The sequence below is a fragment of the Dolichospermum sp. UHCC 0259 genome, assembly GCF_009711935.1.
In the GTDB taxonomy this organism is placed as follows: domain Bacteria; phylum Cyanobacteriota; class Cyanobacteriia; order Cyanobacteriales; family Nostocaceae; genus Dolichospermum.
Genome location: NZ_VIKX01000153.1, coordinates 3,618 through 16,057, shown reverse-complemented (window position 1 = coordinate 16,057; position 12,440 = coordinate 3,618). Strand labels below are relative to the sequence as shown.

Here is a 12,440-nt window from a genome sequence, read left to right as displayed (position 1 = left end):
TATCCCTGTTACTTCCTAATTCCTTTTTAGTGGGGGAGTGTGAACAGTTACTTCATCAGGTACACTATTTATTTCTAGTTTTTCTGATAAAGTTGCTTCAACTTTGTAAAAGTTTGTAAGTTCACGGCAAAATTCCTGCATAAGATGAGGGCTACCATACGCTTCCGATGCTAAACGCAAGGCAATCTCTTGAGATAACTGTACATTAAGTAATGGAAATCCTTCATTTGGAATCTCTAATAACTCTTCATGACTCCAGCTTGGAATGGTGATTGACTCAAGCCTTCCAGTAATTTCTCTTTCTACTTTGACTGCATCATATCTACGATGAGGTATAGCGATAAGAATAACAGGAAGTCCATCAAAAATCAAAGGTTTTAGGGCGCGAATAATATTTCCTTGAAAGTCCCTATCAAAGTAGTGAAAATCATCAATAATTAAAGGAATATTTGTCTTCCGAAGTTGGGTTATTGCGGCGGAACGTGGGCTAAAAGAAATACTTTTACTTTCTGCTATACCACTATTTTCAGAGTATTATGATCCCAGATTTCCTTTTCCTTTTATAACAAAAGCCATATTGGCTTCCGCTTCAATTTCCCCTTTAATTGATGATGTAGTTTCCTTTGACTTTTCTCGCTCTACATCAGTGTAACCTTTAATTCCTGCTAAAATATAATGCCAAAAATCATCCTCTTCTCCAATCGTTCCCCCATCTATCCAAAGATTTATTTGATTTTTGGGAAATACTTTATTATACTCAACACGGCTTAATTACTTGATTCTCCGGGTAGGGGTTTAGCAGTGCTAAACCCCTACAAATCTGGGGTTTTCGTGATTTTACAAAAGTCCATGTCTCAACCGTTTTTAGTATAGTTAAAACTGTTTTACCAGACTTTGTTGCACCTGTTATGGTCACTAGTTTGCACAAATTATCAGTTGCCGAACGTAATTTATTTTCCAAATTTCTTTCTGAACGAGCCACATAAGTATGCAGTGGCATTCTACCTGGTACAAATATCTGTGAACTTTTATACTCTTTCATCGCTGCTTTCCTTCAAAGTATTACCCGAACAAATGCAATTATAACCATATACTGTAAGTAATTTAGGTTAGTTTAAGCAACAGCGCAACCAAACAACAGCTTTAATAACCAACCCACTCAAAAAAAATCATTGACAAACACCACCAATCACAACTAACATCGAATTAGATGCTAATTAAACTTGCAGCCATGATCAATCTTAGTAAAGATATACATTCCCTCACCGAATTTAAGCGTAACACCACTGAATTTCTACAACAGATTAAAAAAACAAAACACCCCTTAGTTCTCACTGTCAACGGAAAAGCCGAGTTAGTTGTTCAAGATGCAGAATCTTATCAAGAACTTTTAGATGCTGCTGAGTTAGTAGAAACATTAAAAGGTATTAAACTTGGCTTAGAACAAATGCAGAAAGGTGAAGGAAAAAAAGCCGAAGATTTCTTTAATGAATTGTTTAATAAATGAGACAGTTCCCAATGAATGAGAAATATCAAATTATCATCCAACCAGAAGCACAAAAAGCCATAGAAGAAGCTTATTTCTGGTTTATTAATATTTCTCACCAAAAGGCTAGAACATGGTTAGAAGGATTATATAAATCTATTCTAGCACTAGAAAAAATGCCTTCTCGTTGTTCTCTAGCATTTGAAAATGACTTTTTTGATCAAGAAATACGACAACTTATATACGGAAAGGGACGAAACGCCTATCGAATTATTTTTACAATTGTTGATGATAATGTTCAAATTATTTTTGTGCGACACACGGCTCAAAAACCAATGATCGACAAAGAATCAGAATAACTAATGTAGGTTGAGTTAAGCAACAGCGTAACCCAACAACAGCTTTAATCATCAGGTTTAATAATGTTGGGTTTCCTTGCGTCAACCCAACCTACTGAAGCAATGCTATAACTAAAATCAAAGATTAGGCATGAACCATTAAATATTGGCCATTACCGTTGTATTCACCATCGCAACTGGCGAAATTAGCAACAAACCAAATTAAATAAAATCTCCAGATGCGGCGAAATTTGGCATAGTCAATACCGTAATCTAAATCTTTAACTATTGCCTGAGAATCATCAAAGTTTTTTAACCAACTTGCAAAAGTTTGGGAATAATTAGAACCATTAAGATACCATTGGTCAATAGTTTTGAGGTCTTGATTATAGCTGGGAATCGCATCATATTTCCAGTAACGTCCATGAGGAAAAATGTATTTGTGAGTGAAAACACTGGATATATTATTCGGGGTGCGGACTGTAATAATATGAATAAAAACTTTGCCGTTATCCTTGAGAAAAGATGCCAGTTTTCGGAAAGCTTTTGTTAAATTACCTACATGACAAAAAACGCCAATTGAGAGAATTTTATCAAATTTTGTTTCAAATTTGGCATCGTTTAAATCTCCTTCATAGAGAGTAAAACGACCAGAACTAAGATAACTTTCAGGATCTTGCATTTTTTGACGCATATATTCACATTGATGGTGACTCAAGTTAATTCCTGTGAATTTAACATTGGGAAATTTGGCAAGAATATAATTAGCTACGCAGCCCCAACCACAGCCAAAATCTAAAATATTATCACCATCTTTGATTTCTAATTTGTCAATTACATCATCAATCATTTGCATTTGTGATTGTTCGAGATTAGCTGCTCCTTTTTCCCACAATCCCATGCTATATTTGGGATAAATGAGTTTTCCATCACCTAACATGGGATTCAGCATAGCTTGAGGTAAGTCGTACTGAATCTTCATTAAATCCCGCGAACCTTCGGCAGTATGGTCTGTTTCTGTTAATACCCATTCGTAGGGGGCAAGCAGGGATGGGAAATATTTAAAAAAGATGGGCATACAACTATCAAAAAGCGATCGCAACACAGCATCCGGTACTTCTAATCCATTGATATAAGACTCGGCTATTGCCATTTGCACTGCGTTAACTGTACTAACCGCAAGACGGGTTGCTTTGTAAGCAATTGGACTTTTAGTATGCACATCTCCCACTATGGGAAGATGTCTTTCCATGTTTTGTAAAATCGTTGATGAACTCATGTTTATCTTGGGTTGCAAAACTGCCCCTATTCTATATCAATAAAATCAAGTCAAAATATTATTAAATAATAGATATTCCTTTAGATGGATATGAAGAAAAATAAGGAATAAATAATGATTACTATAGTAGTTATCTTGAGGATAAAATAAAATAGAGGGCGAGGAAACCCCTACAGGCTTGACAACTGCTATATAGGATTACTATTTGATTTATGAACCAAATTAAGTATTGTAGGGTGCGGATAGTGCTTCGCCATAAAATGAAATCCGTAATGCAAGATTAGCAATGGGTTGGCGTGTTACGCTGTCTCTAACATAGCTTACGGATCTTTTCAATAATTAAACTGGATTCCGATAGAACCATATTGTTGTATTCTATAATCAGTTAAGTCTCAACCTTTTGATCATCCTGCACTGAGATTTTCAGTAAATAGATGTAAATAATTCCATATACAAACTACAAAAGGTAGCCAAAATGAGCCTCCGCGCACTATTGTTAATAAATAGTAATTCTCGTCAAGGACAAGAACGTTACCAAGAAGCGATAAATTGTTTAAATGAATTGGGTTTACAGATAATTACAGAATCTACGGAACATCCCAATCAATTAGGTGATGTGATTCGGCGTTATCAACAAGAAATAAATTTGGTAATTGTGGGTGGTGGTGATGGTACGCTTAATGCTGCTATTGAGGCGATAGTTGAGACTCAATTACCTTTGGGTATTTTACCGCTAGGAACTGCTAACGACTTAGCAAGGACTTTAGGAATTCCCAACTCTTTGACGGAAGCTTGTCAAATTATTGCTTCTGGAAAGTCACGCAGAATTGATTTAGGTTCTGTAAATGGTAAATATTTTTTTAATGTGGCTAGTTTGGGGTTAAGTGTAAAAATTACTCAACAATTAACCAAGGAAATTAAACGGCGTTGGGGTATATTTGCTTATGCTGCGATTGCATTTCAAGTAATTTGGAAATCTCGCCCTTTTAGTGCAGAAATTCGCCTGAATGATGAATCAATTCATGTGAAAACCGTGCAAATTGCTGTCGGTAATGGTCGCTATTATGGTGGTGGTATGGCTGTAGTTCACGATGCAGCTATAGATGATCAAAGGCTGGATCTTTATAGCTTAGAAATTGATCATTGGTGGCAAATTCTCCCCCTACTTCCGGCTATGCGTCAAGGACGACATATTCATTCGCCAAATGTCCGCGCCCTTGAAGGTCAGGAAATTACAGTATACACTCGCAGACCCCATCCTATTAATACAGATGGAGAAATCACAACCCATACTCCCGCTGTGTTTCGGGTGATTCCTCAAGCGATCGCTGTTTTAGCACCCTAACTATCATCCTAAACTATGATTTACCTGATTGATCTGATTTATTTGATGATATCTTGACTATTATTTATGTAATTAAACAGCAGGTTGCCAGTAAGCGAGGTAAAAAATCAAAATCAAAACTCCTATCTGTCAACAAGCAATCATCTAGCGGTGTTCACTCCTGAATTTTGCTGTATCATAAGAATCACAAAAATCATTAAAATCATATTTATGAATTTACGCTTTTCTCAAGAAATTAAATCTTTACTAGAACGTTTAAGTGAACAGCCGCTGACTTTAGGTGATATCCTTGCAGAAACTTCCGAACGAGGTTTTAGCTTGGTAATCACATTACTGGTATTACCTTTTCTATTTCCCATGCCTCCAGGCTTGACTAGTCCTTTAGGTGGTGCTTGTTTATTATTATCATTGCAAATGGTTTTAGGGAAAAGAACACCTTGGCTACCCAAAAAAATTGCTAATTATAAATTTCCCAACGCTTTCGCTAAAATTATCTTACAAAATCTGCGTCGCGTGACTAGGATATTAGAAAAAATTGCCCGTCCCCGATTACAAAAAGTGGCTAATCATCCTTGGATTTGGCGATTTAATGGGCTGTGCATCTCTTGGTTAACAATATTATTAATTTCCCCCGTTCCTTTTACCAATCCTATTCCGACTGTGGGAATTTTACTTTTAGCAGTTGCTACCATTGAAGCGGATGGTTTACTAATGTGTATTAGCTATATTGCTACTTTCTTAATTACTTTACTGTTTGGTTTTATTGGTTATGCCCTATGGTTAGCCCCCAATTTACTGCCTGCTATTTTCAAATAAAATTTTTGACATTTCTTCTGATAAGTTGCTAGAATAGAAATCCCAAAGCCAAGAAAAACCCCCAGCTAAAAGCCGAGGGTAATAGTTTAATTAAGGTGCATCTACTATTTAAGTATCCATCTCTTGTATTACTCCATCCGGATAGTTTGGGTGGAAATTTGTTTTTTTATGCTGCTAAAATACCACGTCCCCAGATCCCCAACTTCTTCAAGAAGCCGGGCATATAAGATTTAATTCTCTTGTAAATTATACCATCCGTACCAATGTAGCACGGCTAACCAAGTGGCTGATAGTAACCCAGCAATACTCAAGGTTAAGCCACTAAAAGGAATTAATAACCCAAATACAGGTAAAACAACTCCAGAGATTGTACAAATAATTGCAGCTAAAGAAACACGACGATTTGCGCCTAAACCATAACTTAAAGCTAATAAAATTAGTGCAATCATTAACCAAGCTAATTCAGCATTAATTAACCGTGATAGATAGGTTAGTGTTAATAAACAAGCGAAGAAAATACCTCCAGCAATAGCGACATTTTTCAAAGTCATGGGTAGGGATAAGTACAGCAGCAATATCCACCATAAAAACAAAGCTGGTGCTAACAATAATAACCGGGGAATAATGCCAGTTTTGCCAATAGGTTTAGTGCTAGTAAAGACACCAAAAGGGTTTTTTACAGCCACATTTTCAGCAAAAGTCCAAGTAAATTGGGTGCTTTTGCCATCAACTTTAATATTATCAGGAGTAATCCCACTGGCAAAGTCAGCATTATTAAAATTAGCGATCGCCACCAGTCTAAATTGCGAAAGTAACTGATTTGTGGCACTATAAACCCAGCGGGGACCACCATCGGCTTTATAGGTAACTTTAAAAGTAGTTTCTTGTCCCGGTTCTAAACGGAAAGGAAAACTATAATTATCGTTATTTGTTTGTTTTAGTCTTGTCCCATCTCGTTCTACTTTGTAACCGCGCAGGATAGAAGAACCATTAGGGGGTGGTACTTCCAAGAAAAAACTATTAATATCACTCAGTTGGTTAATAACTTTGTAATTAGCTGTATAGTCTGTCTGATAAATAGAACTCCGATTTTGGACATCTACACTTTGATTAATTTTAACTTGAATTTCTGAACTTGCTAAAGCGAGGTAACGAGTAACTTTTTGTTTATCGTTAACTTTAACTATTTTACCATTGACTTGGGTATTATAAACATAAGGTTCTTCAGTAATGTAGCGAATTTGGGGAGAAATTTGTTCGAGTTTATCACCTGCTACAGTAGCCGCAACTTGTGAGACTTTGGCCTGTTCCCAATGATGGTAACGATTGCTTAAGGTGGAACACAGAAAAAAGCCAGTTACTAACAAAATTAAGATTAAAGCTAAATGCTGTAATCCTTGTAATAATTGGGAGTAACGAATTGACCATTGACCGAAAAAAACCGCTTGTTCAGTAGAATATCTTCGCAGAGAAAAACTAATTAGGGCAATTGCCACTCCCAAGGCTATAATTAAAAAAAATAATAATAGCGAACTTTGGAGTAATTGAGTACCAAATTGCAATAATTCCTGGGGATGTGTTAAATCAGGTAAACCGGGAATACCTTTAGCGTCAAGAGGCATAAATAGATATTTGGGTAGTTTTTACACTCTGACCGATTTAATACCACAAAAGTTGCTAGTTAGATAGTTTATTCTGGTAATAGGTAGTGGGTAATTGGTAATTGGTAATAAGTAATTATCCCCATGCCCCTGCATCCTGTTCTCTATTTTCGGAAATAATATTAAGATATGGCGATCGCTATTGATTTTGGTACAAGTAACACAGTTATCACTCGTTGGAATCCGGTCACTCAACAAGCAGAAACCCTAAATCTGCCTGGTTTATCAGCGCAACAATTCCTCAACCCACCACTAATACCCAGCTTAGTTTATGTAGAAAATGCTAATGCGGAGACAATTATAGCTGGACAACAGGTGTGCGATCGCGGTTTAGATATAAAAACTGATCAAAGATTTTTCCGTAACTTTAAACGAGGAATCGGTGCAGATATCCAGGGTTTCTTACCAGAACTGGATGGTAAAAATATTACCTTTGAACAAGTAGGAAAATGGTTTTTAAGCCAAGTAATTGCCGAATTAGCCATCCTCGAAGGGAAAATAGATTCCCTGGTTTTAACTGCACCTGTAGACAGCTTTGAAGCCTATCGTTACTGGTTAGGGAAAGTTTGTCAATCACTACCCGTTGAACAAATACGAATGTTAGATGAACCTACTGCTGCGGCTTTGGGGTATGGTTTAACAGATCAAGGAACTCTCTTGGTTGTTGACTTTGGTGGAGGAACATTAGATTTGTCTTTGGTAAGCTTAGATCAGGGAAAACAAGCTAAAACTAAACCTTTAGGATTTCTCCTTAAATGGGGTGATAAAACTCTAGGGGAAGATTCTAAACAAAAGACTAAAACAGCCCGTGTATTAGCCAAAGCAGGGCAAAATCTCGGCGGAACTGATATTGATAATTGGATAGTAGATTATTTTGCAAAAACCCAAGGCTTACCAGTTAGTTCTCTCACCGCACGACTCGCGGAACGAGTGAAAATTCAGTTATCTACCTGCGATAAAGCTAGTGAAGTTTATTTTAACGATCAAACTTTTGAAAGTTATGAAATGGATCTTGATCGTTACACCTTTGAAAATATTTTGAAAGAAAACGGATTTTTCGATAAGCTGCATGATTCAATGATGACTTTACTACAGCAAGCGCGACGCTATGGGATAGAAATTGATGATATTAATGCAGTATTATTAGTTGGTGGAACTGTACAATTACCAGTGGTGCAGACATGGATAGAACAATATTTTGAACCAGAAAAAATCCGTCGTCAATTGCCTTTTGAAGCGATCGCACATGGTGCATTACAAATCACCCAAGGCATAGAAATCAAGGACTACCTTTATCATAGCTATGGTGTGCGTTATTGGGATCGCCGCAACCAACGTCACAATTGGCATCCTATCATTAAAACCGGACAACCTTACCCGATGACTCAACCAGTAGAATTAGTTTTAGGTGCTTCCGTCGAAAATCAATCCAGCATTGAGTTAATTATCGGGGAATTAGGTGCCCAAACAGGGGCAACAGAAATATACTTTGATGGCGATCGCTTAATTACTCGTCAGCTTGATACTCGTGTAACTACCGTTAAACCCCTCAATGATAGCGCAAATGCCAGTAAAATCGCCAAACTAAAACCTCCAGGATTTCCTGGAAGCGATCGCATTAAAATCTATTTTCAGGTAGATGAACAACGGTTTTTAAGAGTTACAGTTGAAGACTTATTAACCAACAACACCTTAGTAGAAAATCAACTTGTAGCACAATTGAGTTGAGGAGAACTATCAATTAACAGTCAAACTCTTGCTCAAAAAAGGTTTTTCTCCTTCTTTCTTCTTTCTTTCTCCTGACTCCTAACTCCTGCTATAACTCATTTTTAGTCAGCTTTTTAGATACCCAGCTAATAATACCACTAAGTAACGCACCGCCCATCAAGATACCAATAGCAGGGTTAAATACTGGTATCCAGAGTTTGTGCCACAAATCTAATCCCAGGTTAATTCCCGAAGCATCACCAATCACAGCTATCACCAGCCACCCAAAACCAAAAATTACGAGAAAAACATCAGCAACTAATATGGAATTGAGCCAGTTTAATAATTTGTCTTTCATGTGATTAGTCAGTTGTCAGTTGTCAGTTGTTAATTACCCATTACCTATTACCCATTACCCATTACCCATTACCTATTCTTCAAATAACCATTTTTTAACTTTGGCTAAATTTTTCCAATCAGGTTTTCTTGTTAAACCATCTTCAATGCTATTTTTAACTTCTTCTTGCCATTCTTCATTAACAAATATTAATTGTTGTGCAATGTCAATATGTTCCCGTAAACCTTTTTGACCTGTTTCTAGCATAGCTAAAGCTAGATTAATTCTGCCTTGTGGGTCTTGGGGATTGAGTTTCACGGCTTTATTAGCAGCACTAAAAGCTAATTTACCTTTGTTATCAAGAAGATATAACCAAGCTAAACAAATCCAGGCTGAACTGGCTTTAGGAGAGCGATCGCATACCTCTTTAAATACAGGAATCAAGGATTCTACAGATTCTCCAGCTTTATAACGTTCTAAACCTGTATCAAATAGGGAATCAATTGTATTAGTCATTTGTCATTTGTCAGTTGTCAGTTGTCAGTTGTCAGTTGTCAGTTGTCAGTTGTCAGTTGTCAGTGGTTATGGAAAAATTCTTTCTCCCTGCTCCCCTGCTCCCCTGCTCCCCTGCTCCCTGACTCCTGACTCCTGACTTCTCACGGTATTATACTCCGAAAGACTTACCGCAACCACAAGTTTGGGCGGCATTGGGGTTAGTGAATTGGAAACCACCACCAATCATGGCATCACTATAATCGAGCATTAAGCCGTAAAGGTAAAGTAGACTTTTGCGATCGCTAATAATTTTGAAGCCATCGTAATCGAAAACCTCATCATCAGGGGTAATCTTGCTGACATCCTCAAAATCCATCATGTAAGACATTCCCGAACAACCACCTTGTCTGACTCCCACCCGCAAGCATAAATCTTGACCTTGCTTATCTTGAAGAGACTTAACCTGACGCAAAGCCGCTTCAGATAACAGAATTCCCCGTTGTTGAGTTTGAGTTGCTTGGGTCATAAATTTTTAACTCCTGAACTAGTTTTATCAATATCCCAGTAGGCATTTTTGTACCTCTGAGTTGCTATGAATGTTTTTGTATTTATTTTAGCGACATTACGACGGCAAAAAAGCATAAGAAGATGGGAAGATGGAAAGATAGGAGAAAATTGTAGAATAACCCTTCTTTTGTCAACTGTTGCGCCTTTGTCAGTAACCTCAGATTTTTATCCTAGAATTGAGGGGTTAGGTGTGTTGAAAGATTAACCATTCCCAAAGTTCCCATTTTCCATCGCTTTGTTTTGATTCACTTACTCTATGACAAGTTTTAATCGCTCTACCAGTCGTCGGTTGCAGAAATTAACCCAGATTCCTTCTGTATGGGAGGGCGATCGCCGTCCATTGTCATCACCACACACCCCATTTACAGACCCGGATACCAAAGGAGATTGCATTCTTTGGGTAGATGCCTCAGAAGGCATTGTTAGAGGCATGGACATGATAGATCCCACTTTAGGTCCAGAAGCCATCGTGCGTACCCTCATGCGGGCAATAGAACATCCCCAAAGTCCAGCCAAACCCGGTAGACCACAAAGAATAGTTGTGCGCGATCGGGAAATTCAATTTTACCTGCGCGGAGTCCTACAGGATTTAGACATTGCCATTGACTACGTATCGGAATTACCCATAATTGACGAACTATTTCGCTCCTTTGCCGAAGTCATTGATAGCCAAACTCCCGACTTACCCCCCAAATACGCCAAACTCCTCCATGACAAAGCCTTAGAAGTCTGGCAAGCCGCCCCTTGGCGATTTCTAGAAGAACAGCAAATTTTATCCATAGAAATCAATCAATGGGACGTAGAAAAACTCTATGCCTCCGTCATGGGAATGTTGGGCATTGAATATGGAATTTTGTTCTATCGTTCAGAAGATTCCCTCAAAAGGTTTCGGGCTGCTGTTTTAGCTGACGAAGATGAACTAAATCAAGATTTAGAAGAAGCCTTCCTCAAACAAGATTGTCTATTTCTCACCTTTGACTCCCTGCACGAGAACGAAGACGATGATCTGGGTAATTTAGCACAAATGCCCCTGTCCGAAATTCAACCCACCTTCGGCAATATTCACCCCCTAGAAGGGTTACGTTCCGTTTTGTATGAAGAAGAAGCACTACTCACTTTTGTTGCCGTAGAAAGTTTATTGCGGTTTCTTCGTGACCACCATCGGCAATTATACGATGAAGATTTTCTTACCCTGAGTCAACGTTATCGAATTTCCCTACAAGAACCCGAAAACAATCGTAAATCCTTAACTGTCACCGTTTCTACCATGCCAGATTTGACAGCAGAACTAGAGGAAATGGCTGGTTTTGATTTAGATGACGAAGATGAAGATGAAGATAACGATTCCATATTTGAAGCCTTAAGAGACGATTTAATCCCAGAAGATGCTTTCATGAGTTTGGGTGTCTTACCCTGGGAAACATTAAATTACCTGCGTCAAGCACCTAATCACCAAGCAGCCGAGGAATTTGAACCAGCAGGTGATGGTTTACCTGTGATTGTCATTCAAACCTCCCGTCCCAAAGCTAAAGGGATTATTGAAAATATTCAAGCCGCTGGAGGATTAAACGCCATCTGCTTTCACACCGTCACAGATCCAGTAGATGATGATCTATACGATTTAGGTTTATTACAAACGCATAACAGTGAATTATTTTTGTTTGGGCAATTTTTAGATGACGATCCAGTGCATATAGAAGCCAAGCGAAAATGGCATCAGCGATGTCAAAATACTAAAGGACATTGTGGGTTAATTATTGCCAAAGGATTGACTGGAGCTTCTCGTGGTAATCCCCAGTTAAGAGATATGATGGCTTTATTAGAAGCTCATGTACTTTCCTCGGAAGAATTAAGCTTGGAAACGGTTGACTAAATCAATAGATATACCTAGAATTTATAAATTAAATTACAGGATATCTATAACAACCCAATTTTGTTCTTGTAAGATTATCCTGCTCTATTTTCTTCCCGATTCCCCGTTTCCTGTTCCTTATTTCCTGTTCCCTATTTACACATTGATAGGTCGAATCAATGGCGCTCAGGCTCAAATTACCAGGAATTTCCAGTATTCAAGCAAGGTTATCGCCAAATTTATTTGGGAAAGTAGTTGACAAACTGAAGATTTTAAATAAAATTAGTGTTTTTGTTACATTTTTAATTCAGACTGACTCTCATAGTCTCATTTTTGTTTTGAGTGACCAGACTCTCTAAATCAAGTTAATATACAGCAAAGTGCATGATAATGACAAACAAAAAATGGGCGGTTAAACGCATAACAGTGAATCTAGCCACACAAGAGGCGGAAAAACTAGAAAAATATTGTCAACAGACAGGTAGACCGGCAACGGATGTGATTCGAGAACTGATTAGAAGTTTACCCCAAGGGGATGAAGTGGCAGGGGGGTAATA

The 12,440-nt window shown here is 37.8% G+C and carries 13 protein-coding genes; 7 read left to right on the top strand and 6 right to left on the bottom strand.

Annotation, left to right across the window (positions count from 1 at the left end; genetic code table 11):
• Window positions 1-15 precede the first annotated feature (15 nt).
• On the bottom strand, window positions 16-372 hold the full coding sequence (locus FJR05_RS12110) for a hypothetical protein (protein WP_168644316.1): 357 nt from the start codon (window positions 370-372) through the stop codon (window positions 16-18).
• Window positions 373-1,210: 838 nt separating this feature from the next.
• Between FJR05_RS12110 and FJR05_RS12105 the strand changes: the two genes are divergently transcribed.
• On the top strand, window positions 1,211-1,507 hold the full coding sequence (locus FJR05_RS12105; RefSeq protein WP_217385581.1) for a type II toxin-antitoxin system Phd/YefM family antitoxin: 297 nt from the start codon (window positions 1,211-1,213) through the stop codon (window positions 1,505-1,507).
• Window positions 1,504-1,845, top strand: coding sequence for a type II toxin-antitoxin system RelE/ParE family toxin (locus FJR05_RS12100; RefSeq protein WP_254446919.1), 342 nt, complete (start codon window positions 1,504-1,506; stop codon window positions 1,843-1,845). Before FJR05_RS12105 ends, FJR05_RS12100 begins: the two co-directional genes overlap by 4 nt.
• Window positions 1,846-1,969: 124 nt before the next feature.
• Here FJR05_RS12100 and FJR05_RS12095 read toward each other — a convergent pair whose 3' ends face one another.
• Window positions 1,970-3,103, bottom strand: coding sequence for a cyclopropane-fatty-acyl-phospholipid synthase family protein (locus tag FJR05_RS12095; RefSeq protein WP_168644315.1), 1,134 nt, complete (start codon window positions 3,101-3,103; stop codon window positions 1,970-1,972).
• A gap of 475 nt (window positions 3,104-3,578) precedes the next feature.
• On the opposite strand from FJR05_RS12095, the gene FJR05_RS12090 reads away from it, so the two are divergent.
• Together FJR05_RS12090 and FJR05_RS12085 are read left to right on the top strand one after the other, a co-directional pair.
• On the top strand, window positions 3,579-4,448 hold the full coding sequence (locus FJR05_RS12090; protein ID WP_168644314.1) for a lipid kinase: 870 nt from the start codon (window positions 3,579-3,581) through the stop codon (window positions 4,446-4,448).
• Between the two features lie 210 nt (window positions 4,449-4,658).
• Window positions 4,659-5,264 (top strand): exopolysaccharide biosynthesis protein, encoded by a 606-nt coding sequence (locus tag FJR05_RS12085; protein WP_168644313.1) that lies wholly within the window; start codon window positions 4,659-4,661, stop codon window positions 5,262-5,264.
• A gap of 230 nt (window positions 5,265-5,494) precedes the next feature.
• On the opposite strand, the gene FJR05_RS12080 is transcribed toward FJR05_RS12085, so the two are convergent.
• The gene (locus FJR05_RS12080; RefSeq protein WP_168644312.1) at window positions 5,495-6,886 is read right to left on the bottom strand and encodes a hypothetical protein; all 1,392 of its coding nucleotides are present in this window, start codon (window positions 6,884-6,886) and stop codon (window positions 5,495-5,497) included.
• A 168-nt stretch (window positions 6,887-7,054) separates the two neighbouring features.
• Here FJR05_RS12080 and FJR05_RS12075 point away from each other — a divergent pair, with 168 nt between their 5' ends.
• Window positions 7,055-8,653, top strand: coding sequence for an Hsp70 family protein (locus tag FJR05_RS12075; protein ID WP_168644311.1), 1,599 nt, complete (start codon window positions 7,055-7,057; stop codon window positions 8,651-8,653).
• Window positions 8,654-8,741: 88 nt separating this feature from the next.
• On the opposite strand, the gene FJR05_RS12070 is transcribed toward FJR05_RS12075, so the two are convergent.
• From FJR05_RS12070 to FJR05_RS12060, 3 genes are all read right to left on the bottom strand, one after another.
• A complete protein-coding gene (locus tag FJR05_RS12070) occupies window positions 8,742-8,990 on the bottom strand; it encodes a hypothetical protein (RefSeq protein WP_168644310.1) in 249 nt (82 codons plus the stop codon).
• A 72-nt stretch (window positions 8,991-9,062) separates the two neighbouring features.
• Window positions 9,063-9,485, bottom strand: a complete 423-nt coding sequence (locus FJR05_RS12065) for a M48 family metallopeptidase (protein WP_168644309.1) — start codon at window positions 9,483-9,485, stop codon at window positions 9,063-9,065.
• A 148-nt stretch (window positions 9,486-9,633) separates the two neighbouring features.
• Window positions 9,634-9,990 carry an iron-sulfur cluster assembly accessory protein gene (locus FJR05_RS12060; protein WP_168644308.1) on the bottom strand — a complete coding sequence of 119 codons (357 nt, stop codon included), beginning with the start codon at window positions 9,988-9,990 and terminating at the stop codon, window positions 9,634-9,636.
• 297 nt (window positions 9,991-10,287) lie between these two features.
• On the opposite strand from FJR05_RS12060, the gene FJR05_RS12055 reads away from it, so the two are divergent.
• Together FJR05_RS12055 and FJR05_RS12050 are read left to right on the top strand one after the other, a co-directional pair.
• The gene (locus FJR05_RS12055; protein ID WP_168644307.1) at window positions 10,288-11,904 is read left to right on the top strand and encodes a hypothetical protein; all 1,617 of its coding nucleotides are present in this window, start codon (window positions 10,288-10,290) and stop codon (window positions 11,902-11,904) included.
• Window positions 11,905-12,267: 363 nt separating this feature from the next.
• Window positions 12,268-12,438 carry a CopG family transcriptional regulator gene (locus FJR05_RS12050; protein WP_168644306.1) on the top strand — a complete coding sequence of 57 codons (171 nt, stop codon included), beginning with the start codon at window positions 12,268-12,270 and terminating at the stop codon, window positions 12,436-12,438.
• The last annotated feature ends 2 nt before the right edge of the window (window positions 12,439-12,440 follow it).

Coding starts and splice junctions, on each gene's coding strand:
- FJR05_RS12105 (WP_217385581.1), top strand. CDS start 1,211: ATGCTAATTAAACTTGCAGCCATGATCAATCTTAGTAAAGATATACAT.
- FJR05_RS12100 (WP_254446919.1), top strand. CDS start 1,504: ATGAGACAGTTCCCAATGAATGAGAAATATCAAATTATCATCCAACCA.
- FJR05_RS12095 (WP_168644315.1), bottom strand. CDS start 3,103: ATGAGTTCATCAACGATTTTACAAAACATGGAAAGACATCTTCCCATA.
- FJR05_RS12090 (WP_168644314.1), top strand. CDS start 3,579: ATGAGCCTCCGCGCACTATTGTTAATAAATAGTAATTCTCGTCAAGGA.
- FJR05_RS12085 (WP_168644313.1), top strand. CDS start 4,659: ATGAATTTACGCTTTTCTCAAGAAATTAAATCTTTACTAGAACGTTTA.
- FJR05_RS12080 (WP_168644312.1), bottom strand. CDS start 6,886: ATGCCTCTTGACGCTAAAGGTATTCCCGGTTTACCTGATTTAACACAT.
- FJR05_RS12075 (WP_168644311.1), top strand. CDS start 7,055: ATGGCGATCGCTATTGATTTTGGTACAAGTAACACAGTTATCACTCGT.
- FJR05_RS12070 (WP_168644310.1), bottom strand. CDS start 8,990: ATGAAAGACAAATTATTAAACTGGCTCAATTCCATATTAGTTGCTGAT.
- FJR05_RS12065 (WP_168644309.1), bottom strand. CDS start 9,485: ATGACTAATACAATTGATTCCCTATTTGATACAGGTTTAGAACGTTAT.
- FJR05_RS12060 (WP_168644308.1), bottom strand. CDS start 9,990: ATGACCCAAGCAACTCAAACTCAACAACGGGGAATTCTGTTATCTGAA.
- FJR05_RS12055 (WP_168644307.1), top strand. CDS start 10,288: ATGACAAGTTTTAATCGCTCTACCAGTCGTCGGTTGCAGAAATTAACC.
- FJR05_RS12050 (WP_168644306.1), top strand. CDS start 12,268: ATGATAATGACAAACAAAAAATGGGCGGTTAAACGCATAACAGTGAAT.